Origin of the sequence: Borrelia sp. RT5S, assembly GCF_021165755.1 — a bacterium.
In the GTDB taxonomy this organism is placed as follows: domain Bacteria; phylum Spirochaetota; class Spirochaetia; order Borreliales; family Borreliaceae; genus Borrelia.
In genome coordinates, this window is the sequence record NZ_CP088940.1 from 1 (window position 1) to 24,704 (window position 24,704).

31 protein-coding genes are annotated in these 24,704 nt (G+C 36.2%); 22 read left to right on the forward strand and 9 right to left on the reverse strand.

Annotation, left to right across the window (positions count from 1 at the left end; all coding sequences use genetic code 11):
• Window positions 1–260 precede the first annotated feature (260 nt).
• The 8 genes from LSO06_RS04920 to LSO06_RS04950 form a co-directional block, all read right to left on the reverse strand.
• Window positions 261–914, reverse strand: a complete 654-nt coding sequence (locus LSO06_RS04920) for a hypothetical protein (RefSeq protein WP_231760990.1) — start codon at window positions 912–914, stop codon at window positions 261–263.
• Between the two features lie 15 nt (window positions 915–929).
• Window positions 930–2,279 (reverse strand): replication/maintenance protein RepL, encoded by a 1,350-nt coding sequence (locus LSO06_RS04925; protein ID WP_231760991.1) that lies wholly within the window; start codon window positions 2,277–2,279, stop codon window positions 930–932.
• Complete coding sequence (locus tag LSO06_RS04930) at window positions 2,276–2,872, reverse strand: hypothetical protein (RefSeq protein ID WP_231760992.1); 597 nt, start codon at window positions 2,870–2,872, stop codon at window positions 2,276–2,278. Before LSO06_RS04930 ends, LSO06_RS04925 begins: the two co-directional genes overlap by 4 nt.
• A gap of 541 nt (window positions 2,873–3,413) precedes the next feature.
• A complete protein-coding gene (locus LSO06_RS04935) occupies window positions 3,414–3,947 on the reverse strand; it encodes a hypothetical protein (protein WP_231760993.1) in 534 nt (177 codons plus the stop codon).
• A 91-nt stretch (window positions 3,948–4,038) separates the two neighbouring features.
• Entirely contained in the window at window positions 4,039–4,422 is a 384-nt protein-coding gene (locus LSO06_RS04940) for a hypothetical protein (RefSeq protein WP_231760994.1), read from the reverse strand.
• Window positions 4,419–5,855: a plasmid maintenance protein gene (locus tag LSO06_RS04945; protein WP_231760995.1), complete on the reverse strand. Its 1,437-nt coding sequence runs from the start codon at window positions 5,853–5,855 to the stop codon at window positions 4,419–4,421. The genes LSO06_RS04940 and LSO06_RS04945 overlap by 4 nt, the downstream gene beginning before the upstream one ends.
• Before the next feature lie 95 nt (window positions 5,856–5,950).
• A complete protein-coding gene (locus tag LSO06_RS05800) occupies window positions 5,951–6,073 on the reverse strand; it encodes a hypothetical protein (protein WP_255673286.1) in 123 nt (40 codons plus the stop codon).
• 13 nt (window positions 6,074–6,086) lie between these two features.
• The gene (locus LSO06_RS04950; protein WP_231760996.1) at window positions 6,087–6,494 is read right to left on the reverse strand and encodes a hypothetical protein; all 408 of its coding nucleotides are present in this window, start codon (window positions 6,492–6,494) and stop codon (window positions 6,087–6,089) included.
• A 397-nt stretch (window positions 6,495–6,891) separates the two neighbouring features.
• Between LSO06_RS04950 and LSO06_RS04955 the strand changes: the two genes are divergently transcribed.
• The 22 genes from LSO06_RS04955 (at window position 6,892) to LSO06_RS05060 (ending at window position 23,687) form a co-directional block, all read left to right on the forward strand.
• Complete coding sequence (locus tag LSO06_RS04955; RefSeq protein ID WP_231760997.1) at window positions 6,892–7,263, forward strand: hypothetical protein; 372 nt, start codon at window positions 6,892–6,894, stop codon at window positions 7,261–7,263.
• Window positions 7,264–7,533 carry a hypothetical protein gene (locus tag LSO06_RS04960; RefSeq protein ID WP_231760998.1) on the forward strand — a complete coding sequence of 90 codons (270 nt, stop codon included), beginning with the start codon at window positions 7,264–7,266 and terminating at the stop codon, window positions 7,531–7,533. It abuts the gene before it with no gap.
• 54 nt (window positions 7,534–7,587) lie between these two features.
• Window positions 7,588–8,106, forward strand: coding sequence for a DUF261 family protein (locus LSO06_RS04965; protein ID WP_231760999.1), 519 nt, complete (start codon window positions 7,588–7,590; stop codon window positions 8,104–8,106).
• Window positions 8,107–8,178: 72 nt separating this feature from the next.
• Complete coding sequence (locus LSO06_RS04970; protein ID WP_231761000.1) at window positions 8,179–8,385, forward strand: hypothetical protein; 207 nt, start codon at window positions 8,179–8,181, stop codon at window positions 8,383–8,385.
• Window positions 8,382–8,615 carry a hypothetical protein gene (locus LSO06_RS04975; protein ID WP_231761001.1) on the forward strand — a complete coding sequence of 78 codons (234 nt, stop codon included), beginning with the start codon at window positions 8,382–8,384 and terminating at the stop codon, window positions 8,613–8,615. The genes LSO06_RS04970 and LSO06_RS04975 overlap by 4 nt, the downstream gene beginning before the upstream one ends.
• Window positions 8,606–9,754, forward strand: a complete 1,149-nt coding sequence (locus LSO06_RS04980) for a phage portal protein family protein (protein ID WP_231761002.1) — start codon at window positions 8,606–8,608, stop codon at window positions 9,752–9,754. The genes LSO06_RS04975 and LSO06_RS04980 overlap by 10 nt, the downstream gene beginning before the upstream one ends.
• 17 nt (window positions 9,755–9,771) lie before the next feature.
• Entirely contained in the window at window positions 9,772–10,782 is a 1,011-nt protein-coding gene (locus tag LSO06_RS04985) for a hypothetical protein (protein WP_231761003.1), read from the forward strand.
• Window positions 10,775–11,722: a hypothetical protein gene (locus LSO06_RS04990; RefSeq protein WP_231761004.1), complete on the forward strand. Its 948-nt coding sequence runs from the start codon at window positions 10,775–10,777 to the stop codon at window positions 11,720–11,722. The genes LSO06_RS04985 and LSO06_RS04990 overlap by 8 nt, the downstream gene beginning before the upstream one ends.
• 33 nt (window positions 11,723–11,755) lie before the next feature.
• Complete coding sequence (locus LSO06_RS04995; RefSeq protein ID WP_231761005.1) at window positions 11,756–12,715, forward strand: hypothetical protein; 960 nt, start codon at window positions 11,756–11,758, stop codon at window positions 12,713–12,715.
• Window positions 12,716–12,717: 2 nt separating this feature from the next.
• Window positions 12,718–13,647 carry a hypothetical protein gene (locus tag LSO06_RS05000; RefSeq protein WP_231761006.1) on the forward strand — a complete coding sequence of 310 codons (930 nt, stop codon included), beginning with the start codon at window positions 12,718–12,720 and terminating at the stop codon, window positions 13,645–13,647.
• Entirely contained in the window at window positions 13,647–14,531 is an 885-nt protein-coding gene (locus tag LSO06_RS05005) for a hypothetical protein (protein ID WP_231761007.1), read from the forward strand. Before LSO06_RS05000 ends, LSO06_RS05005 begins: the two co-directional genes overlap by 1 nt.
• Window positions 14,531–15,046 carry a hypothetical protein gene (locus LSO06_RS05010; protein WP_231761008.1) on the forward strand — a complete coding sequence of 172 codons (516 nt, stop codon included), beginning with the start codon at window positions 14,531–14,533 and terminating at the stop codon, window positions 15,044–15,046. Before LSO06_RS05005 ends, LSO06_RS05010 begins: the two co-directional genes overlap by 1 nt.
• Window positions 15,039–15,539 (forward strand): phage virion morphogenesis family protein, encoded by a 501-nt coding sequence (locus LSO06_RS05015; protein ID WP_231761009.1) that lies wholly within the window; start codon window positions 15,039–15,041, stop codon window positions 15,537–15,539. Before LSO06_RS05010 ends, LSO06_RS05015 begins: the two co-directional genes overlap by 8 nt.
• Window positions 15,536–16,051, forward strand: a complete 516-nt coding sequence (locus LSO06_RS05020; protein WP_231761010.1) for a hypothetical protein — start codon at window positions 15,536–15,538, stop codon at window positions 16,049–16,051. The genes LSO06_RS05015 and LSO06_RS05020 overlap by 4 nt, the downstream gene beginning before the upstream one ends.
• Window positions 16,052–16,054: 3 nt before the next feature.
• A complete protein-coding gene (locus LSO06_RS05025) occupies window positions 16,055–16,300 on the forward strand; it encodes a hypothetical protein (protein ID WP_231761011.1) in 246 nt (81 codons plus the stop codon).
• The gene (locus LSO06_RS05030; protein ID WP_231761012.1) at window positions 16,300–17,736 is read left to right on the forward strand and encodes a DUF2586 family protein; all 1,437 of its coding nucleotides are present in this window, start codon (window positions 16,300–16,302) and stop codon (window positions 17,734–17,736) included. Before LSO06_RS05025 ends, LSO06_RS05030 begins: the two co-directional genes overlap by 1 nt.
• A gap of 17 nt (window positions 17,737–17,753) precedes the next feature.
• Window positions 17,754–18,290 (forward strand): hypothetical protein, encoded by a 537-nt coding sequence (locus LSO06_RS05035; RefSeq protein ID WP_231761013.1) that lies wholly within the window; start codon window positions 17,754–17,756, stop codon window positions 18,288–18,290.
• 30 nt (window positions 18,291–18,320) lie between these two features.
• The gene (locus tag LSO06_RS05040; RefSeq protein ID WP_231761014.1) at window positions 18,321–18,950 is read left to right on the forward strand and encodes a hypothetical protein; all 630 of its coding nucleotides are present in this window, start codon (window positions 18,321–18,323) and stop codon (window positions 18,948–18,950) included.
• Complete coding sequence (locus LSO06_RS05045) at window positions 18,947–19,429, forward strand: hypothetical protein (RefSeq protein WP_231761015.1); 483 nt, start codon at window positions 18,947–18,949, stop codon at window positions 19,427–19,429. Before LSO06_RS05040 ends, LSO06_RS05045 begins: the two co-directional genes overlap by 4 nt.
• Window positions 19,419–19,652: a hypothetical protein gene (locus tag LSO06_RS05050; protein ID WP_231761016.1), complete on the forward strand. Its 234-nt coding sequence runs from the start codon at window positions 19,419–19,421 to the stop codon at window positions 19,650–19,652. The genes LSO06_RS05045 and LSO06_RS05050 overlap by 11 nt, the downstream gene beginning before the upstream one ends.
• Before the next feature lie 11 nt (window positions 19,653–19,663).
• Window positions 19,664–22,351 (forward strand): phage tail tape measure protein, encoded by a 2,688-nt coding sequence (locus tag LSO06_RS05055; RefSeq protein WP_231761017.1) that lies wholly within the window; start codon window positions 19,664–19,666, stop codon window positions 22,349–22,351.
• Entirely contained in the window at window positions 22,344–23,687 is a 1,344-nt protein-coding gene (locus LSO06_RS05060) for a hypothetical protein (protein ID WP_231761018.1), read from the forward strand. Before LSO06_RS05055 ends, LSO06_RS05060 begins: the two co-directional genes overlap by 8 nt.
• Here LSO06_RS05060 and LSO06_RS05065 read toward each other — a convergent pair.
• The gene (locus LSO06_RS05065) at window positions 23,684–24,694 is read right to left on the reverse strand and encodes a phage terminase large subunit (RefSeq protein ID WP_231761019.1); all 1,011 of its coding nucleotides are present in this window, start codon (window positions 24,692–24,694) and stop codon (window positions 23,684–23,686) included. The two genes, LSO06_RS05060 and LSO06_RS05065, sit on opposite strands and share 4 nt — an antisense overlap.
• Between the last annotated feature and the right edge of the window lie 10 nt (window positions 24,695–24,704).

The window sequence follows — 24,704 nt, forward strand, 5'->3', positions numbered from 1 at the left end:
AATATAACTAGATAGTATATTGCTATTCTTTGTTTATAAAAACAGGTAACTTTATTGTTATGTTGATGATGTCGGTACCTATAACTTTATTGTTGTTTCCCTTTTTATGAATAAGCACTTGCTTCTAAATTTATTGTTGTCTTTATTTAATTTGGTTATATTATTTATTAGTATTTATTTTAAATAAAAATTATCTTCTTAAATAAAAAGCCAAAGCTAGTTAACTTTGGCTTTGCTTTTCAAAATTAAAACTTAAAAGACTACATACCCAAATATGCCATTACTTTTGGTATAAATGCAACTCCCAAAAGAAATATCAGCGTCGCGGATGCCATTAGTATTCTATTGGATTTAGTAAAATCTTTCCTCATTATTGCAAGTTCTTTATAAATATTTTTTTCTAAATTATTTATCTTTGTATCCATCTTCTCCTCAATATCATTCTTAACATCATTTATTCTTTGGTTTACTCCTAAAAATTGCTTATCCACTGCTGCAAACTTAATATCCACTGCTGCAAAATTGGTAGCCATATTCTCCTTAAGTCCAGCTATTTCCTTATCCACTGATGCAAAATTGGTAGCCATATTCTCCTTAAGTCCAGCTATTTCCTTATCCACTGATGCAAAATTGGTAGCCATATTCTCCTTAAGTCCAGCTATTTCCTTTTCTACTGCTACAAACTTAATATCCATTGATGCAAAATTGGTAGCCATCTTCTCCTCAAGACCTACCATTCCCTTCTCAAGCGCTGCAATATCGCTTTTTAATGCAATAATATATGATCTAGCAGCTTCAACTAGTAAGATAGCAACACCCTTTTCATTAGCAGATAAACTACTAAGAAGACCTTCCACTAATTGATTTAAAGTTTTGTTTGCATCCAAATCGGCATTTAACACACCATTACTCATTCCACACCCCCTTAATTATAACAATTTGGTTAAAATAGAAACACTAGCAATTGTTGAAACAAAAGCAAACTGTGCTTTAATAGCTTTCTTAAGAGTAGCTACTTCACTCTTGTCATTCCCATTGTTGTTAATGTCATCAACTAATTTAGTTATTAAATCGTAATTTAGAACAAAAGCTCTATGCTTTTTATGAAGCAAATTATGCTTAAGCAGCGTTGCTATACCCTTTCTAACATAGTGAATTGAAACCCCAGTCTCTTTTGAAATAAGTTCAACCTTCTTAAGCACCCTATTGTCCTCTTTTGTGTTATTAACAAAAAAGTCTAGTGTCTTGTAGACATCAACTGGTATTGAGTTAAAGTCAACCTTTTTTGTTCTAAACTTACTAGCAATACTAGCTAATGGTTTGTGAAGATTGCTTACTACTAATGGTTTGTGAAGATTGCTAGTGTATGCTAGTCTAGACTCATAATCTCTTTTATACAAACTAGATATATGATAAACAAAAATACAAAAGACAACATCTAATGCAAAAGAACACAACAATAGTAAATAAGATATTAAATATTTTATATATGAATGCTCACTGTTAAATATTTCCGGTATTAGGAATAATGCATGAATCCCATACATATTATTCCCTTCACTGTTCTCTTTAATAGATTCATGATGCTTAATATCAAGTTCCTTAACCTTTTCTAAATAAGAATTTATTTGTACTTCTAATTGCTTATTCTCTTTATTTTTCTTATCAATGAACTTCTCATACTCCAGCTTTTTAGTCTTGTGATCGTGATATAAAGCCAAATTCTTAACCTCAACTGATTCAATTGTTGCTATATTAGCTTCTATTCGTCGCTTCAACATGTCTATACGCTGGTTCAATATTGTCTTCTCAGCTTGCATAGCTACTTTTGATGATGCAACCATACTCAATTGTTGTTGCTTAACCTCACGAAGCTGTGAGCTGAAGAACAATTGGAAAAAATTCTCATAACTACCCCATGTACTAACTAATTGAGTTATAAAAGCAATAACAAGCAATACACCCACAACCTTGCTATGTCGGCTAGACATAACCGTTACACTACCAGTTTGCTTTTGTATTCTATATTCATTAAGTAAATACAACATCTTATGAAAAATAATAGTGGGCACTACTATTATTACGATAGTAAACCCTAAATAAAGCAAATGCTGCTCTCTGCTTAGGTGCTCGCTTGAATAAACAATAAATCCGTTATATGAATTTAAGATGTTAAAGCCTACAAGCAGTAACGCACCCACTATCTTGATGAAATTCATGTACATAAACTGAATATCAAACTTTAATTTATCCAGTATACCCAACTGACTTCTATTCATTTCCACACTCCACTATTTCTTCTTCTCATAAAGTTAGCGATGCTTTTCTTTACTCTTTTAAGAGAACTATCAAAGTTTGCAATGCAACGACTGATGCATTCAATCACTAATTTTTCCTTCAATATCATATCCAACACCCTAGCCTTGTACTTACTTCTATTAAATAAGTAAGTACACATTAGCTTAAATCTATCTCTAAACCTGTTTAAGTAAATTTCATTACGAAATAGATAAGTATTATAATACTCAAACTTACTATTTATGTATAAGCTTAAATATTCACACATATATGTCAAATCATGATATGAAGCATGGAACTTCTTTGATCTAATACTTGATATAAACCTGTACTGATCCCTTTCAAGGCTTGCTACCCACTTATTAAACTCACTTATTCTACATTCTATATCCATAATTAATTGGTCTCTTTTTAACGCTTCGTATTTCTTAAATTCTAATAAAATGTCTCTTATATTATAACCATCCTTTATGTTATAATCATAGTTGATGGCAGCTGATACTTGTGTTTTATCGCATGTATTGCTGTCTTCATTACCAAAATCTTTTCCTAATGGAATCCCTAAAGTAGTCATTTTTTCTCCTTTTTTTAAGCTATCTTTATTGTATCTTATTTTGTTACTTTTGTCAACCTAATTGAATGGATCCTCATTAAAAGTAGATTAATTATGCAATTTACTAAACAGCACAAACATATCCTTTTTATTTTTAAATACAAGTCTATGTTCACTGGTTCATTTAACACTTGTGCACCAACTCTTTAAATAATGGCTTTTATTATTTTCAAATAGAAATTAACATGCCTTAAAATCAATTAGAATACTGTTTCAAGCCTACTTTTTTTAAATAGAAATTGGATATTTTTAAATAGAAGTGATTACCTTTTAAATAGAATTTAAATAGAAACAGATATTTTTAAATATAAATGGACAGTATAACTGATAACTTTTGCGAACAACTTTGTTAAGGAATCATATTGGTAAACTTTTTTAAATAAGCAGGCACGAGCACAAACTTAGATCCCTAAACCCTGCCTATGTGGCGCTGCCATACTAGACAAAACTTATACATCCTATCCTGTCAATCATGCATGGCATAAACTAAAGTAAGCAAAACTTACGTCTGTTGTGCTGCCAACTTTTGTCTTGCATACTTCTCTCTTCTCTTACGCTTAAGTTCTTCTTGATTTGCGTAGTAATACCTATGGTTAGATTTAGCTACTTCTTCGGCATGCTCCCTATAATATGCCCTGCTTTGCTCTATTATAGCCTCTCTATTTTTCCTATAATATTCCCTTTGATACTCCCTATTGCCTTCAACATCCTTGTAATAGTGCTCTTTTGACCTTGCTAGTTCTTTTTCTCTATTCCTCTCTCTGTACGCTCTCCGATACCCCCTCATCTTTTCCTTATTCTCCTCTCTGTACCGCTTCTTCTTATCTTTGTTCTTAAGAGCAGACTTCTGACTAATTAATTTTCGCCTCTCCTTTCGCTCCTCAGCAGTAAGGTTTAAAGGAGGCCGCCCCATCTTCTTCTTAACCTGCTGCACATCTTTTTCTTTATCCAAAGACATGCAAAAATTATCAATTTCCCGATCGTCTTCTTTACTAGAGAAAAATAACTTACTTACTTGCTTAATTAAATTCCCCATACAAAACTCCTCATAAACTCTCTATGCCCTATTATAGCCAATATAGCGCGATTCTTACAACAAAGAAGCTGCCCAAGCTTCTCAAATATTTTCATAAAACCTCCTTTTTTTTCACTGTCGTATCCTCACTCAAGAACACAAGATTAGGGTCTAGTATCGCAAATTTTGAATAAAGCCTCGTTAAGAGCTTTTCTGAATCAAACCTACATATTTTCCATTCTTCATAAACCTCAGCAGGATCGCGACCCTCGCCATGCTTCTTTAAGTACTTCTCAAAATTTCGTCGACCCCTCTCAAGAAGACGATACAATTTCTTAGTGCCAGTTCTATTGAAAACCTCATGTGGATTGCTACCATACTCAAGCCCCATTATGCGTTCATAAAAATAATCAGTATTCCTCATCAGATGAGTTTGATTGCGTAACATAGCACTCACTACCCTTTCTTCTCTAGTAAGCTGAACCTTACCACTCATGACACCACCTCCTCGTTAATGCTAATATCTTGCCTAAATTTATCCAAAAGCAATCCCAATGACTGAGCCCCTGAGTCCTTAAACCTACCACTAGAATCAAGCTCACGTAGGTTACCATACCCATCCGAGTAAACAACCCTGCCTAAGAGCTCCTGTTGCTTGTACTTATTCGTATATTTATCCATGAACGAGCCCCAAACCTTGTAAAAATCATTAGTCTTATCTGTGTTGGGATTTAACATCCAAACCTTGTTGCTGTAAACCTGCGTAAACTGCTTTGTGTAGTATCCAGCCACGTCTTCTACAGCATAATCGCTAGCATAAATTAAGCTTGCCTCCAAATTACGCAAGGCGTTCCTATGCGTGGCTACGTTGTTGCTACACCGCCTTATTGTAGCCAAAGTGTGCCTGTTGACGCTGTATTTATTCTCTAGTTTACACTCCATATGCTCCTCATAACTCCTCTTGTACGCAGCGGCAGCGCGGGGGGCGGCGCGGCGCGGCGGCGCTTTTGCATGAAGACTCTCCTGCCTATTGTTGCTGCTCTTAAAGCCACCAGCTTTCAAACATACCTTCCCAGCCGATTTGCTGATATGCCCCCCCTTTTTCTTCTCATCGCTAGCTTCTATTCTCCCCCTCTTGTCCTTCTCTTCGTAAGAACTCTCCTCTCTAGTCCCGATGCCTCCAAAAACGACCCCTACTTTATTAGAAGTTCCCCCTTCCCTATGTTTTTTTAAAATCGATTTCTTAGAATTCTTAGTATTAGTTAAGCTTATTATACCTTTAGGTATAATGGTGCTATTTTGAGGGGCGGCATTTAACACCATTTCTTCTTCGTTTTGTTTAAAGGAAGCAGCAGCATATTGTTCAATTTGTTCATAGTCATCAACATCATCAAAAGAGACAGCATCGATTTTATCTTCAAAAACACCCTTAATTCTAACACCAGCCAGTGTGTCAATTAGTTTGTCTTCATGGTGCTTCTTAATAATTGTTTTAAAGTTTCTCCATAGTTTCCAATTGATTACGTAAAAGGCAAAGCCACCATTGCCCTCACCTAAAGGTTGAATTACAGCCCTAATGAGCCCCAAGTCCTTTAACACCCTAATATCGCCTCTGAGTGTACTTTTTGCAGCAGGTTTAAGGCCGTCCTTGACAAGGGAGGCATTAACCATTCTGTGGATGTCACCTGCTGAGTAGTGTGCAAGCCTGCCTGAGGCAAAATATTCCGTATTCTTGCGCTCAATAGCCCAACATATTTTATATACCCGTTCGATTCGCTTGTATGTGCGTACCACGAGTGATTTTATGTGGTTAATAGTGAGTGCTTTGCAGCAACTACCGGCCTTAATGCTATTCTTAATGATCCTATTAAGTAGTGCCTTGATCCCTTTAGTGGTAGTCTTGAAAAAGTAGGCTTTTTGAATTATCATTTTAGACATCCTTTTGGTGCTATAAGGCTTTTTGTACTGTTGCGTATAGTACCGTTTATTATATTTTTTATAAAGTATAAATCAAAAATTTGAATTTATACAGTAGCATGCCCACCCCTGAGGTTGCATGCTTTTTTTATATTATTAATATAGTTGAATAATATTTCGATGTCAATACAAATATCATCTTCTGTGAGTACAAACATAATTCTATTCATATATATATAAACTTTAATAAATAATGCACAAATTTTTGTTAATCCTCTTAATGATCTCTTTTTTCCTTCTCTCTTGATTTTGCTTTATTTCTTTTTTAGCATCTATATTTTCTTGTTTTTTAGATCTTCTGTATTCCGCTCTTAGTAGCTTTATATTTATCTTTTTTAATAATTTTTTTTTAACGTCTTTATTTCTCTTTCTAGCTTCCGATAAACTCATCGGATCTTTTAAATCTGCCATGAATAGATACTTAATAAACTCTTCTAAAATATAGTTGGTTCTTTCTATCTTAATTGTAGCGTCTAATTTTATAAATGTTTTGTAGAGATAGCTTTCACTGTAAGGGAGATTATAAATCTCCTCTAAAATATTCTTTATCTCACTGGGCTTATAGAACCTTAATTTGCCTATTATTATCATATTTACCATCCTTTTTTTAGTTACTTATTATTAATTTTAAATATATTGTTTCCTTGTAATAATCTTTAGTTTAAAAATAATGTCTTCACAGGAGAGGATGGTATTGTATTTTTTTGATAAAATTTAATATAATTAACTAATGAATATTTATTACTATCTTTCATTAGTTACTATCTTTCATTAGTGGTATTTCTCTATATTCGGTGCCTTTATTAGGCACCTATAGGGAAAATATAGAGAAAAGGGAATATGAAACAAAGAAAAAAGAAGGAATGGTGAAACAAATAGCTTGACAAGAAGATTATTTTATGGTATAATGTAGTTTACCCATTCTTACTTTAGCAGTAGCATTAATTTTACAAGATAATGTTTTTTTATCAAAAGTGCCATATCAAAGTTGGAGTATAGAGAAAGAAAGTGCATTAAGAATTTTGCTGAGCAGGTATCCTACATACGCACATATTTAGGGTTTAATCCTGATCTGAGTAAGAATGGGAACGGACTCATTGGAAAAGTAGATGTTTTAAGAGATGAGTATAAGGAATTTAGAGAAGAGTTTGAAGATTTAAGAAAACTTTTAATATCAAAACTAGATAGGCAGGAGAAGACAACCCGTGCCTACTACCATAAGCTTTCCACAGAGCTGGAAAGCATTAAGAGAACAAACATTTCGTTTAATACATTCAATAATATTGGAACATTCATTGTGAAGGTCTCAGCTGTTGCTACTGCTCTTTTTGGGGTACTTAAGTTGTTAGGGTGGGTTTAAGTGCAGTATTGGGATAAAAATCATACAAAAAAGAAGAAATCACAAACGAAGATGATAGCAAAGCATGGACTCATACTAGCGCATTTGTGCGTGTACTTGTCCATTGTGGTGTCTATCATGTCGTTGATTATCTGTGGTGAGGTATCACAGATAGCTTCTGTTGCGCTTGTAAGTGGAGTTGGGTTTTTTGGTGCAGGAGTTGGATGTAAGGCAAGCAAGGGATTTGTTACAAGAAGAAATAAAGAGAAGGGACTAGGCGAGGATGACTAGACAAGTGAGGCAGGCTTGGGATCTTAATAATGAGTGTTTTGGGAGCATAAACATATGTTTGCGCTAGAACAAGAAGATGTAAGGTTTGTAACTCCTATTAGGAAATGGGGATGTTACTTGCTTTCTCTACATTTCTTTGTCTCTAAATTTAAGGGACTTGTCTTTAAACACCAGCATATCAATACTGCCTATGAGGAGTTTGTGGCTAGAAGCTTTATTAGGAGTAATTGCTACATAGTAGATCCTAGTAAGGTTTTAAAGTGGTATGGGATCCTTGCAAGTGTTAGATATGAGAACATATCATACCGCAGCAGGGAAGAAGAGTTTGAAATTACTGAGGTCAAACTGGAGGCAGGCTCTAGTCATTTTATTGCAACTCAAGATAACAATGTGATCTACGATAGCCTTAATTTGGATAAAAGAGGAAGGCTATACAATAAATTTTCTAAGAGAATTTTTACTAAGAAGGAGGTGTCGCGTCTTGATAAAAATCATAAAGGAAAACAAGAGACTTATTACAGTCTCTTTTCTGACAGGGGCAGTGGCTGTGGTAGTAGCACAGGTGCTCTTTAAATTATTGTTACTTTAATCCTTTTAGGGACTTAAAGTAAATGGGTAACTCTTTGTTAAGCCTTAGGAGGTGTTATGAATATTTTTAGTAAATTGTGGGGATTTGTTATTGCAGCCTGTCTTTTATGTTTTTACAGTCTAACTAAATTACTACGCCTTACTAAGGCTTTAAGGAAGGGGCAGGCCAATATTATAAGAAAAGAGAAGAGCGATGCTCTTGCACGCAAGCATTACGATAAAACATTAAAAGAGTTTATTAGGGAGTTTAATAAGCGTAAATGAATACTAAATGGTTAATAGGATATTTAATAATGAGTTGTGTTTTTGCAATCCTAACTCTTACTAGTTGTACCACAACAGCAACCCTTGATATTAAGGTTAGAAAAACACGCCCCGTTAAGTTTTACTACGACGAGGGGACTAGCGAGGAGGATAATTTACGCAAGGCCCTGCTCTACATATGGCTGCTTGAGAACTATACAGATTTACTTGAGGGGGCAGTATGGAAGTAAGCAAAGGAGAACGTGAGCTTAGAATAAAGGGAAGCAAGAAACTTAAGAAGAATCTATCAACGTATGTAAATGATACATATCACTTCATACCGTTTGACAAGTTAAGAAATCTTGTATTCCTTGATAGTCAGGTTGCAAGTTTATGGAACACAAGACTTACAGCACTCTCACTAGATTACGAGATCATATCAAATGGATGTGAGCGTGAGATATATGAGTTTGTAAAGAAACAATTTGAAAAGTTTTCTATGTTTGAGATAGCAAAGCTGTGCATGAACGCAATAGCCTTTGGATTTGCATGCCTTGAGCTTACATGGGGTATTGAAGAGCATGGTAATGGCATATTTCTTATGGTAGAAAACATCGATTTCATTTTAAATGAACATATTAAGATTGAAGATGATAAGGTTTTCTTTACCGCAAGCACTACTGGTACAAATGATCTTGGCTACTTTAAGCATTTACTTCTTGTAAATGGCATTGAACATGGGGCTAGTGGTTTTCCTCTTTTCTATACTGTATGGGGTGAATACGAGCGCAAGGAAGTAGCAAATTATTATCACCAATGCTTTATAGAACTCCTAACAGGATCGATGGTTACTATTAAGAGCAAGACAGGCGAGACTACAGAGGAGCAGGATAATGACATTTTGCATAAAGTATCCTCAGCTGATAATTGCTATACCGTGCTGCACCCAGATAGCTATCAGATTGATATTAAGGAATTCTTAAGTAAAGATGCAACAAATAATGCGTTTCTGAGTGCTAAGGAATATGCTGACATGCAAATATCTAAATTAATACTTGGTCAGACATTAACTACACAAAGTGGTACAACGGGGAGTTATGCGATATCCAAGACGCACCAAGAGGTGCGGCAGGATTATGCTGCTGCTGATAGGCGTTTTGTGCAGGAAGGTATTTGCTTGCTTATTAAGAAAGTAGTTGATCTTAATTTTGGTGAGCAGGAATTTTATCCTGAGTTTAGGTACATAGAAAGATTTGACCAGAAGGCAAGACTTGCAAGGGACATAGAACTTAAAAAAGAGTTCGGCATTAAGTTTAGGCAGGATTACTTTAAGAAAGTATATGGACTTGGCGATGAGGATATTTTTATAGATGAAAAGGAGGTTTTATAGATGAGAAGGAGGTTTAATTGATAGCAAGGTTAGAGGAAGTTCCATTTTTAACCACAGGCGTGTTTAACGGTGATTTTGAGGTTACAAGTGAAACCTTAGAGCATATTATTACAAATTTTAAAAAAGAGAAGAGAGATATTCCGATCTTTATTGGTCACAGTGATTTCCTCAGTAGGGGTGCTGAGGCACAGCGAGCTAATGGTTGGATTGATAAAGTAGTGCGTAGGGAAGATATTCTATATTTCTCAGGTAGTATTGACGAGGAGCTGTGTAATTTAATTGAGGCTGGGGCTTTAAGGGGTTGCAGTGGGGAGTTCTATGTTAAGGAACAGCAGGATACTGATAATCGTTTCCTAGGTGGCATGGCCATATTGGGTAGTGACATTCCAGCAGTAGATATAGCTAGAGTATCTGAGAAGAATTTAGTTAAGAGACTTAAGAGGAAATTCATGCCCAGTGACAGCTATTTAAATGAAGGGGTATTCCTTAACCAAGATAGGGTTAATATCATATTTCATTCAAGACTTAAAAAGTTTTTAAAACTAGGAGAGGACATAAAGACAGAAGGAGGATTTATGAGCAAAGAGAATAGAGAAGGGGAGCAAGCTGAGCAGAATGCAGAGCAAATTGAGAATCAATATTGTGCGCAGATTGCAGAGCGGATAGGAGATAAGATAGGTGAGGCTTTAACTAGCATCATAGAATCTATTAAAGATAAAGTAACGGGTACCGAGGATGCTAGTGAGAATAAGAACATAGACGTAGCCAGTTTAGCTTATCTTGAGAAGTTAACTAATCGTATAGAAACTTTTAATCAAAATTTCGCTAGGCTATCGCATAGGGAATCAAAGAGGGATATAGTAACCAATTACATTACTTCTTATAAAGATCTTATTGCAAAAATTAAATTACACCAGAATCAAAATGGATTCGTAAGCTTTACAGAAGCTGAAGATGATTTTACTAGTAAGAATAAAGACAGAATCAGAATAGAGAACAAAGTAGAGGAGATAGAAGAGAATGTCTAGTAAGAATAATTTTAATATTAGTTTTAATAACCCACTTTATAGGGAAAGATTGATAGCGGATAAGTATTTCGATAATCCTTATCTTGACGTAATAGATGGTCTTTTTTTAAGGACGCCTGTTAACCAGAAGGGAGGTACCCTTGCCTTGTATGCTATGCAGGATAAGCAGGAGAGTAGTGAGCTTGCATCATTCTCATCAGATCCTAAGCAATTAAAAGACGGGTTAGCTAAAAGCACCTTTTTGCTAACAGGATACAGTCTTGAGCGGACTTTTGGTGATATTGATTATAGAGATGAGGAGGCTATAAAGCAAGCTGAGAAGATAGTTATGCAAAATTTAGCTGAGGTGGTACATCGTGATTATCTTCTTAAGGGTATGAATGAGTTACACACAAAATCAACTCCCGTTGAGGTAAAGTCAACAGATGACTTTATTAGCAAACTTAAAGAAGCTAGGTCCAAGATGAGCTTGCAGCCTAACAGAATAGCAATGACTGCTAAGACTGCTGGTGCGATTATTGCTACTGATAAGGGAATACAGAAGCGAATGGAGATTTATAGGATCCCTGAATTCGATGAGGCAGCCCTTTTAAAAGTAGCATTAGGAATAGAGCCATTTATTTTTCAGTTGCCTGAGGATAGTATTTATGACGGATACATATACTTACTGCATTACGCACGAAGTACTGATGTTTACTCAAAGAGCGTAGGACTTAGGAATTTCCTCTACGATGGAACTAAATCGGATAATTATGAGAGGGCAAGATTTTGTAACGGGCAGTTTGCTAGAAGGTACTACCAAGAGAGGGGTGGGATTAATGGACAGCACTATGCACAATTTAGTCTTATTGGGCAACTGAAGGTAGAAAATCCTAATTTAATCTCAGTGCTTAAACTAACTGACGCTAAAACGCTGCCTAAGAATTATCCATCTTCTTAAGTTAAGGTTAATTGAGGTTTAAGGGTTATAGACATGAAGTTTACCAGTGGGGCCACACCTTCAAGTCAAGATTTTAATGATTATCAAGAGTATTTCAAAAGTGCATTGGTTGCAAGCAAGAGATCAAAGTATGGAGAGGTTATAGAAGGGCTCCAGCTGAGGTACGAATTTGGGGCCCTTGAAATCACAGCAGGGTGTGGGTTTACAAGTACTGGATATTATGTACAGCTTAGGAGGGATGAGGGTATTGACTTAAGCTTGCGCCAGTCAAGGTCTGCCTTTATTTTCCTAAAAGCTGGCAAGCTTACTACTAGCAATGAGATCTTAATAAAAGATGAGTCGGATAAGGAGTTTACTAAGGGTCATAGGATTGAGGGCAGACTTGAGCCTCGTATTTCACTTAAAGAGAAAAGCATGAGCAAGAGATCATCATTTTTTGATCCTTACTATACACTAGATAATGATCCAGAGATCCTAGATAAAGATTGCCTCCTACTAGGATGTATGTATGAAAATACGTGCTACCAGCTGAATAGAGAGGAGAACGAGCCTTACTATCCCGTGGGTACAGTATTTCCATATTGGGGGTCTTTTATAAACTACGTTACTCTTAAGGGTTGCGTAGTTTGCGAGGATGATTATAAAGACCGCCTTATAAGGCTTGATAGTAGGAATGCTGGTGGGGAGGCAGGTGTTTGGGGTTGGGTGTTAGGTAAAGCTAATATCCCTTCTCTTAAAACTAAGCAAACAGTGACAAGTAAAGATGGTGGGCATAGACATAAATATAGCAATGACCGAGGTATTCTTTCCAAGCGATATCGATATACTGATAAGACCGCATATGCCTATTTTAATCTTAATTCAGAAGCCAGTAGCACTTATGCTGGTGAGCACACACATACGGCAACGGGTGTTTTTAAAAATTCAAGTCCCAAGACCTTAGATATATTCCCCGATTATGTCACATGCCTTCCAGTTAGGAGGGAATACTAGAGATGAGTTTTAGCAAGCATTTACCAGTTAAAGCAGAGGATTTAAATAAAATTAGGAATGATTTTGATGTTCATTTTGCTAAGTTTAATCTTTGCAAGGTTTATGGACGAGTAATAGAAGGGTTTAGTCTAGTATATGATACCTCTGCTAAGAAAGTTACGCTATCTAGTGGTATAGGGTTTACACCCTCTGGTAGCTTAATAAACCTAAAGGACGCTGTTTCAGTTAAGGTTGCCAGTGTATATGAGGGGACTGAGTATGTGCATTTAGTTTTTGTAAGAAAAACAAATAATGAGCAGGCTTTAGAGGCACATCTTATCTCATATGAGTTTAGTGGAGGAGTCTTTGATCCTTATTCTTATTTAAAAACATATCAGGAGCAGTATCACGATTATTTGGCAGTTGGATTTATTAAAGACAACTCTGTATCCGAGTTTAATAGACCGCATCAAGAACCTATGGGAGCCGTTGGTAGCCTGTTTTTATTTGAAAGAACAGACTTTAAGGATTACATCACACTTAGAGGATGTAGGATGGTAGATGATTTTAATGCTAGGTATCTTAAATGTAGCATTGTGTCTGAAGGAAGAGGCGGCGTACGGTCAGCTGTAAGAAGTGGAGGGCGTAGCAGGTTTACTTTAGAAACCAGACATATTCCAACACTTAGTATTGAAGGCGTTACTAACACAACAGGTTCACACACACATCAGTTTACTTACTACAGTAAATACCGTAATCAGGATCCTGAGTATCGATCTGATTATCTTTATGATCAGATCAGATACGACAATCCCAGCACTACACAAGAGACTAGCTATGAGGGTAGTCATACTCATTTGGTCTATCCGTTAGAATATAATAATTCATACCAAAGGGCGCTTGAGCTTACTCCTAAGTGTAGAAATCTAGCCCCAATTGAGAGAGTATACTGATGATTAGTAAGTTTAATTTCCTAGGTGGCCTGCCTATGGATATAAATTACTTAAATAGGATGAAAGATAAAATAATGAGTGATCTTGTGTTTTATAGCAAGAGCAAGTATGGCCGCGTAGTGGAGGGGTTTGATATCTCACTAGAGAATAGAAAGATTTCCACCACAGCAGGCTGTGGCTTTACACCCCAAGGTGAGTTGGTTGAAATTAGTAATGAATCTATTTTAATAGCCCCAAGTCATGTAAAGGATGTAGGAGAATCAGTTATATTTGTTTGTACTCAAGGCAAGGGAGCTAAATTGTCTTTGGGATATTTTGCATACAATGGTGCATCAAACCCTGATCCTTATTGGTATTCTTGGAAAGACGATCCTCAGTATAAGTCAAAGCTAGCGCTAGCATTCATCTTTAAAGGCAGGGTGTATCCTATTAATAGGGAACATCAGATTCCTAGATTTCCAGTTAAATCTATTTCATTCTACACAAGGGATGATTTTAAAGACTATATCACTCTTAGGGGATGTAGAGTCTTAAGAGAGGCTGGAGATAGGTTTATAAGGTTTAGTAGTAGTCATGCTTCACTGGGAGGCGAGACTCGTTATAGACTCAAGACTAGTCATATACCTTCTTTAGTGTTTAATGGCAAGACAGCTGAGGCTGGGAGACATACTCATGAGTATGTTTCCTACCATTATGAAGGCGCACCACACCATTTTGGTTGGTCTTATTACGATTATGTTACAGACACTAAAACAGATACTTTTTCTTATGCAGGCTCACATTCTCATACTTTTACTACCTACACAGATAATACATCCTATCCAGATCCTATAGACATAGAACCTGAGTATGCGACGCTAGTGCCTATTTTAAGGGAGTATTGATGAATGAGTTAGGTTTAGGTGTTAATGATTTTGTAAATGTATACGGGCATCTTCTTTTTGAAAGCGTAAGGGGGTATTTAGCAGGACTTAAGAGAGGTAATCAGGCTAGCAATATTAAGGTTAGTAAGTATTTAAAGTTTGAAGAGGTTGATACTCAAAGTGCTTCTAAGGTTATTGTTGAAAATGAGGAAGTAAATTCATTTATCTTAAATAATCTTAATTCTTCTACTGGACTGGTTGTGGCGTTTGAGAAGAGACTTGGTAATCTAGCGTACAAACAGGATGGGCGCGTTTGGTATAACTCATTGCGTGTCACAGCAGGTGATATTGTCCTTGCTATAGGAGCTAGTAGAGAGGCTGATCGTGAGATCGTAAGAGTTAGAAATGACATTGTTGCAGTATACCAGAGCAGACTTGCAAAGCTTGAAGCAGGTAGGAGAATAGGATCTGCTGGGAGTATTATGCGGGCAAGTATTGTATCAAGAAACCAAAGGAGATATAGAGGAGATGTTTAAATTTAAAGGGCTTGAAAAAGCATTTAAGATGTTTACTAAATTTGTAGATCAAATATCACAAAAAATAAATCCTGCTCGCAATAGAGGAGTTTTAAATAAGATTGGAGAGGAATTAGTAACGATTAGTAATAATTGTTTTGATAATGAGTGTGCACCTGATGGGAGTGCATGGGTACCTTTAAAGAATTCTACGCTTGTAAGGCGTAGGTATATAGGAAATAAGAGTCGTGGTTTGTCTTTAGGAAGGAGTAAGCAGCGAGGAACAGGTGTGGGAGCAAAGATTTTGTTTATCGATGGAACCCTTAGGAATTCTATTACCTACTACATTAAGGGTAAGTCTATAGTCGTGGGGTCACCTTTAAAGTATGCGGGTGTACACATGAGTGGAGATCGGAGGAGAAATATACCCGCAAGGCCTTTCCTAGGATTAGATAGATCATTTAAACATAAGATTGGGGAAATAATCTTTAAAACGGGAGCTAGATATCGATGAAGAGTATAGTAAGGCAAATTTTTGTTAAATATTTTATGGCATTTGGTATTCCAGAAGATGCTTTTATTTTTGATGCCACAGAAGAGGATATTGAACGTCTACTTGTTTCTAGAAGCTATAATGAACCTGTTTTAATAGGCTACGTTAGAGGATGCAATGTAGAGGCTAATTATAGGACTACTGCTTTTCTTAATAAAGAACAGGTAACTCTTGTAGGTCTTGGGCATTATCAGATCACGCTAGATATTATTGGTGCTGATGCTGATGTTGTCTCTTTACTTGAAGGGAAGATATGTTCATGTACAAACATTTTCTTTGTATTTTGCGGTTATAGGGAGTGCAAAATACAAGTTGATAGGATTTTCTATGATAGCTTTAGTGATTATGCAGGCAAGAAGCCCCTTGGTAGAACATCTATAAGCTTTAAGATGATATTTCCTCTATTTAGACGCCAACAATTAGATTTAATAAATTTAAAAGACATAAAAATTGAATTGATAGGTAGGAGGTAAGATTTGAGTGTTGTTAAACAAATAAAGAATGATGAGTCTAGGAGACAGGTAGATACTAATACTGAATCGAATGCTGAGACACAAAGACGAGAAGTTGGGATATTTGTGCAGGAATTAATAGATCAGAGTGGGTATGATGCTGATTATCTTGATGCATTCTTAGTAGATGCTGGGTATTTGTATGATACAGAGGTTACAAGACATGAATTTATGAGCAAGCTTAGTGAATTTCAGAAGGAGTTTTGTTAATGGGAACAGGATATAAATTACCAGATTTAGAGACTCAGTTTAAAGATTTTTCCTTGCGTAAGGAGAAGGAGCTTAAAAGTGGTGTTTTCGCTATTCTAGGATATGCACCCAAATTAAAGACAGCAGCATACGCTAAGCTTACTAGCCTAGAAGATTGCTCCGTCTTGGGGCATTCTATGCTAGCAGATACATGTAAGGATTTCTTCACATACAGTGTGGGTACTATTTATGCAATCCCTATAGGTGAGCGTGAGTCTAGTATGGTTACTACAGCTGGGGATAAATCAAAGGATGCAAGCTATACGTTGACCATAACAGGTGGTGATGATCTTTACAAGCCTATAGATATTAAGGCCACTATTTCTAAGGGGGGCACTAAAGACGCTGCACAGTTTTTCCTTGAGTATGAGGGGATTAAAACCAAGGTTATGCAAGTTAAAGAGGACAGTGAGATTGAGATACAGGATTTAGGAATCAAGATTAAATTTAGTGCTACTTCTAGTTATTCTTATCCTGAAGGATCATATGTTACCTATAATCTTGCACCTAAGCTTAAGAATACCCAAAAGGGAATCTTGGCTGCACTTGAGAGTATGCTTGCAATAGAAGATTACATAGAATTCCTAGCTCTTGATATTAATAGCAAGGCATCCGACTGGCAGTACATTGTAAGCAAGCTTGATCATATCTCAACAGAGAATAAGAGAGAGTTCTTCGTTGTAATGAGATTTAGAAATCTGGCTAAAGACGAGACAATGGATACTTATATTGAGGATTTGCGTAAGGAGAGGAAATCTAGCTTTACGCCTTCAATCAAGCTTTTAGTTCTAGGGCAGCCTGTAATATATGAGAATTACCTAGGAAAGGCTACTAGAGGTATTCCATTTGGGATTTTCTTAGGAAAATTAAGTTCAACTCTTTATTATGGATCTCTTAGTGAGGTTTTAAATAATGAAGGGCGTGTCAGGGGTATTATAGGTCTATCAAGTGACGTTACACTGACTCATGTTAAGCAAATAGCACAGCTTGGATATACAGGATTTAGAAATGTAGAAGGGTTTAAGGGTGTTTATGTAACTGAAGCTAGGCTCTTCTCTCCAGATGAGAGTGATTATGACTGTGTAGAGCGTACTAGGGTCATGTATAGAGCTGAGTATATTCTCAGACGAGAGCTTGTAGGTAATTTTTTAAACCGCAATCTTGATATTAGTGCTGTTGAGGGTGAGGATAGCTTTACGGTCTTGATTAAAGAGTCATGTAAGAAGGCAATTGAGAAACATATGTCAGGTTCATATAGTGATTTTACTATTGAGGTACAGACGCAGGGATCACTATTACAAGAAGGCATTATTGTAATTAAGCTTGCCATTGTTCCACTAGGCAAGATTAGGTACATGAAGAATGAATTTAGATTCTCATTACCTAAAGCGAGTTAAGATATGGAATTTAAAGTTTGGGGTTTAATCTTAAAGATAATGGAGGAGAAGAGATGGTAGATGTTGATTCACCAATGTATGATTACTCGTCAATAAGAATTGATGCTGATCGTAAGAATTTCTTTGTTGTAAGCAGTATAAATTATCCATTTCAGCAAGAGGGTACGATGATTCCCTACGGAATTGGAGATCCTAGCAAGGCTCATTTAACCAGAGGTTGGGCACGAGGTAAGTTTGACGGAAGTTTTGATATGGAATTACATATGCATGATTGGATCAAATTTAAATCTTATTATCAAGACATGCCCGATGGGGTTATGACTAAGAATGGAATTATGTTTAATGTTTCTTTCTACGATGAGAATCACAAGAATAGAATTATGCATGTTCTAAACGTCATTATAACAGGGCAGGAATATACCAATATGAATGATGATAGCGGCAAGCCAATTATGGCTAAGATTAAGGGTAAGTTGACCAAGGAGCCTGATGAGTATATAGACAGAGTACTTGTTGCTACAAGGAATTTTGGTAGAGCTATTGGGGTAGTTTAAGAGGGTAGCTAGATTAGCAGGGGATATAAGGTGTTGCGTGTAGTAGTTGGTGGAAAGCAAATAGGCTATTATTCCGCTTTTATTGTTGATCGTGGTGATTTTATGATTTTCATTCTTCAAACTAATACCAAGCTTAATATTGGTGATGTTGTAAGGGTTGCTGATAATTTTGCATCGTACGAGTTTGTAGTTGTTGCTAATAGAAGGGAATTTATCTACTACTGCACCCCTAGGGTTGTAACTGACTTAAAGCAGGTAATTTTTAATAAGTCCTTTAAGGAAAATAATAGTCTTAAGGCTATTATTGACTCTGTAGGCAGTAAGCTATACAGAGTTGTTAATGACTTTGAAGTTTTAAATTTTACCTTCACAGGAGATGGTAGTCAGTTCCTTGGGTTTTGTAGAACACAGTATGGTTTATCTTATTATATAGATAAGGAAACTGTCCTGCTTTATATGAAGCTAGAAGAGCTTGAGAAACTCAAACACAGCGTTACTGTGTTTGGGAACAATTTAATTGATATTAATTTAAGTGTAAGATCGTTAAATTTCATAAACGATAAGAGAATAAGCAAAGTTGTGCACTATGCAAGTAAGGGTTATTCGCAGGTTATGTTTGCGCAACAGAATATTTGTTTTAATAGGAGACAATGTGTATGAGTAAGACAATAAAGAGAGAAGAGAGCATAAAGAAGATGAGGACAAGAAAAGTTGAATTGAATAAAGAAGAATTGGATGACACTATGGGGATAGAGGTAGAGTTACGATATCCAAGGCTTGAAAAGGAAGAATACAGAGCTGTTGTACAAGCTAATAAGGGAGCTCCAGTTAGTTGTTTTTTTGTTCAAGAGCTTGGATATCTGTATTTCAGGGAACTTAATATGGGAGAGATAATTGCTTACCAAGGTATTTTTCCAGAGGGTGTTTCTTCTGATGAGAAAGAGAGGGTTGCAAGGGAGGTTATTGATAAAACATTGCTATATCCATGTCAGGAAGAAGAAGTAGCATATGTACTAGAGTTTTTGGTTAAAAAACATCCTTTCATAGCATTAAGAGTATTTTCCTTTCTTCTTGAGCGAAGGGGAGAAATCAATTGGAAATGCGAAGAGATCGACTGCTCAAAGATCTATGGTTACTAATGGAGGGCACTCTAGGAGTCAAGAATTTAAAGCTATGAAGAAGAATTATGATATGTTTAGATCCCTTGCCATGCTATATCTTTCAATCGACACTGACAAGATAAGCTATAAGGAGTGCTTAAGAGCGCAAATGGATTTAGATAATATCGTAAAGCATAAAATTAAGGTTGGGTCTGATGCAATATGTGATGCTGCTCGTAGGATTCTTGGGAAGAAAAATTAGGAGAAGTAAGAATGAACGATGAATTTAATGCTTCATTTGAGTTATTGCTGAAAGATGAAACTTTTAGGCAAGGTATTGGTAGGGTAATTGAAAGTCTTACTCAGATGAATGAGACTTTTGCAAAATTACAGGGGAATTTTAATTTCTTCTCAGATGCAATCAATAAATCTTTTAGTGGCTTGAATCAAACGGTTGCTTCATTTGCAAAGAATACAAAGAACTCGCTTGGGAATATAACTAGCAAGCTTAATAGTTTTTCCAATATTGATTTTAGTAGTAGCTTTAAGAGGCAAGGAGATGATATAGGTATATTTTTTGATGAGTTTGGAATGAAGCTGGATAATAATAGCTACAAGCTATATAGATTTAGGGAAACTGCCTTGCGTTCATTTAGTGTGCTTTCGCGTCCTATTGCTGATTTTACAAAGAGTGCTGTAGAGGGTAGTGGATCTGTACAAAACAGGTTTGCTAGGCTTTCTATGTTTCTTGACTCTTCTAATGTGGACAAGGAATTTATTAGTAAAACTAATCTTAAAGATCCTGATGGAAGCCTGCTTCATTTAATCAAGCGGCAAGAAGCTGCATCTAAAATACGCGAAGATATTATGAAATTTACTCTAAATAATCCCCTTAAAAATATTTCCTATTCTGACGCTGTTAAAAGCTATGGAACATTTCTATCTGGTAATATGGATATGTCATCGGCTCTTGTGGGGCTTGATATGCTATCTCATGCTGATAAGATATTTCCTGAAATAGCAAGGACGGATATGACTAATTATTTAGTCAATTCTTACAATCAGATGAAGGGATTCTATCAGATACATGGGAAGAAGTACGGGGCAGATAACACAGTTGATATTGATCCTAGGGTTATAATGGAGCGTACACTTAATACCATGAGTATGGTATCTAACAAGTATAAATTTAATCTGGATAGGGGAGAGACCCCATATAAGGCATTATCAAAATCTTTAACTACTAATAATCTTGGTGCTGGGTTTACATTAGAAGAACTGGGGGTAATGGCAGGTACCATGACTTCTGCTGGAGTGACGGCTAGTGAAACTGATACTGCTATTAATAATTTTCTTATAAGATTAGCTAGAGCTAAGAAGAGATGGGGAACTGAGTTTAAGCACAAGAATGGTGCTGAGATGGATTTAGTTGAAACGCTATCACACATTAATTTTTTATCCAAATCAGAGCATAAGGACAAGGACTTAAGGGATGTAATTAGTGATCTTATGGAGGTCTTTACCATAAGAGGATCTAAGTCGGTTGCAATCTCGATTCCAAATTTAGGTGGAATGAAGACTCAAATTGATTCGTTCACTCGTGAGAATAATAAAGAGGTAAATCCTAATAATCATTTCATGACTAAAAAATATGAAGATAATGCGAATCTTATGAATAGAACCTTTGCGGGGAGTAGTAAAGCATTTAATACTATGGTTGAGGATTTTCAAGTTGGGTATGGAAAGATTGCTAGAGGGTTTAAATGGATGGCTTTAGATGTTGGGAGCACTTCCATAGGATTTATTAATCAGATGAGAGAGAGCAATAATATATTTGCTAAGGTCTTAGGAGGTGGTTTAACTTTTAGTATGGGAGCAGCAGGTTCTGTTTTATCTATTTTCTCTGATATGGCGCCTATGATAATTGCATTAACGGGATTGTATCATAATAAGGGATCTCTTAAGGGCATGTTTACAGATATAGGAGGGGGCTTTAAGAGCATGGGTAGAGGCCTTGGAAGTATTATTAAGGGACTTTTTGTTCTAGGCAGGAGTAATATTTTAGTTGGGCTATTCTTAAGTTTGGGCAGTGCTGTATGGGGATTGGGCAAGGGAATTTTTAGTGTATTCTCTACTGCCCTACCCTCAGCTATTAAGATGGGAACAGCAGGAATTGTTCTTTTTGCAAAAACTACGTTTACGGCATTTACGGGGTTAGCTAAAGTAATCCCTAATCTTTCTAAAATGTTTTATTTACTATTTCTAGGAGTTGGTGAGCAGGCTAGAACCATTTATAATGAAGTATCAAGTAAGATTATCAAGATGGCTGCTGCACTTGTTACAAGCAAGGCGGGTGTTGCAGGTGCAGCTGCTAGTGCATTGTTTCTAGGTCTTGAATATACAGGGTTGTTTGATTCTCTTAAGGGAATACTAGATGGGGTGTTAGGAAAGTTATCTGAATTTGCAGGCTCAATAAAAGAGAAGTTGGGGATCATAGGTGGTACCGCTAAGGAAGGAGTGCTTGGAGTTATATCATACTTTGGTGATTTAACTGGTGTTGGAGATTTATTAGTAGGGGACTCGCAATCGGCCATGAAATCTCTTGATGATTTAAAGAAACGATCTGAGACTTTATTTAAGAATATGGGAAGATCTTCTGAGGTTTATTCACTTGGGTACACACGGCTTGCCTCACTTTCAAACTTAACTAGTGCTGTTAAAATTGATTTTGAGAAAAATCTTAGTGAGGCCGTTAAATTGCCTTCATTAGAGGCTGGAATGAAGGATATAGCTTATCTTAAGAGTTCACTAGATAAGGGAGTAGGCTTTCTAGCAAACATTGATAGGAATGTTGCAAGTATCCTAGATAAGGTAGGAATTGAACATGATAGTGGGGCTGAATTAGATTTATTAGAAACTTTAAGAAAGTCTTTTTTATTTGGAGGCGGCCTAGATGCTTGAAGACGCTGTACAGGCTGCAAGAGGTATTAGGAGACGCGTTGAGCATGAACTTAAGGTTGCAGGCGCAGGGGTACTAGATACTGTTGTAAATAATAAGATTACAACCAATGTCTTGGGTGGCATTAATGATTTATATAAAAAGATTACACTAGCTCAGATAGAAGCTAAGCCTATTAGGAGCAGGGCAGATCCTTATCTTGAGAATACATACTTTTATGATAGGGATTCACTTTCTATTGAACTTGAACATAATAATGATATGGTACCCATATACCCTCTTAATTTTTCGCTAGACCTAGAGTTTGAGAATGAAGAGCAATATAACATGAAAGGACAGCTTGTAGGTGTTCTTAGGTCATTCAGTGGAGGGACCCTAGATTTAGAATTACCGGAGAATGTTTACTTTTTTGATCAAATTTATTCAGCATATACGGAAAAGATTAGTATATATATACATTCAGAAGAACAAAATTTAAATGCTAAATCTATAGATAAGATTATCTGTTTGCTAGAAGGCCTTGATTTTTCAACAGGAGAGATTGAGCTTAAGGCGTCAATGAGACTTAGGGTTTTACAAATCCTCAGGATGGGCAGCAACGAGAAGGATTTTATGCCTTTGTTTCCAATCAATGTTCCTTATTTTGTACCCGTAGCAAGAGACGATTGCTTCCTAGATTTAGTTTATGGTGCTGATGATGGGAAGGGATCCGAATTAGATCGCAAGATTACTCTTTACAATATAGTAGGATTTCAGCATAACCATAAGAATAGGAGTGAGGTTAAGATTATCTCCCCTAGTGGTAAGCAAGGCCTTGGGGTACCACATTACTTGTATAATGGTCTTGAACCTGCAACTTTTACTCTAACTGCCAATATTTACGATGTGTTTGATATTGACTATTTAAAAGAGCTAGTTGCTAGTAATAGGAGAGGACTAGCTAGTAAGTCTTTATCCAGCGAGGAGCAGTACAGCATTATAACTAAAGAAGAGCAAGTAGCAAAGCTGTATGAATTGTTTGAATCATATAGACGTACTAGGAAGGAAGGAGCAAGGCCATATGAGATATCGATTCAATCTTCTTTAATAGCAGGGCTTAAGCCTACTAATTTTGGGTATTACCTTCAAGAGATAGATATTAAGGGAAATGCTAGGAATTACCTTGAGGTTGAGCTTAAATTTATAGAGATTAGAGAATATGGACGTGAGTTATCAGGATATGTAGCTAAGGAAGAGTTTGTTTATAAAAGGGATACTAGCTATGAGGTTAATTTACTCTCAAGGGGTAGATTAAGCAGTGATTTGGAACACAACAAAGCGTCTCGCTTGCTAGATTAGTATTGGGGTCCTTGATACCCTCTCTTAATTGTTCGTCTTAAAATATTAAGTTTTGGTTTTGGTTTGCAAATCTCATTACTAGAAACTCGCTTACCAGTGGCTTCATAGTGGGCATCAGGACTTAAGTATTTAAACCCTTCTAGGTTTTCTACGTAGGCAGGATCAAGGTAAATATTATCCTCAGGCTTAAGTGAAAGGATATAAGCACCTCTTTTCTTAAACCCCTCTATTAAGTGTGTAGAACTTGTAAGCACACCCTTAGAGGGCTCACCATAATTGAATAGATACCAAAATTCAACCTTGTCACTTCGCTTCACATTACCTTCAAGTTTAAGCAGAGTTTCAATAGGGAATTCAATAGCCTCGTCGAATAATAATTTATTCTTTCCTTCAAGTCCTTTAAGCATATGAGGGGAATAACCACCTCTGAAGTCAAGAATAGAATTGCTTACCTTACTCTTAACTTCCCATAATCCGCTATTTCTATTATATTGAACCTTGAAAAGAGATTTAAGGTTCTCTTTCTCTATTATGTGTGTAAATAAATTTACGAAACTGTCATGTACTGCACCTTCAGTGTATCTAAACCAAGACATGTTATTGTCTGATTCAAGTAGATATTCAAGCCAAATACGAGCAGAGTTATGCGTCTTGCCCAATCCCCTAGCACTAGCTACTAATTTATGTCTTGCTTTGTTGTAAGAGTAGCCTAGCATGCTAAATTTAGGAACAAAGGTGTTAAAATTTATTCTAATATTACGTTTGTTATCATTAAGTAAGTATAATCTTTCCTCCATTTCCACGAGTAAATCCATAGCTAATCTGAGATCTTTAACATTATCGATTTTCGCAATGTCTTCAAGGTTACCCTCTGAAAGTTTTTCCTTAATTGCCTTCATGGTATCTACTAGAATCAATCTTTGTAATGATTCGATCTCCTTTTCATATGGCTTTGCATATTGTGAGTCTTGATTTTGTATATTTTGTTTTGTTTTATTCACACTCATTCATCTTCTC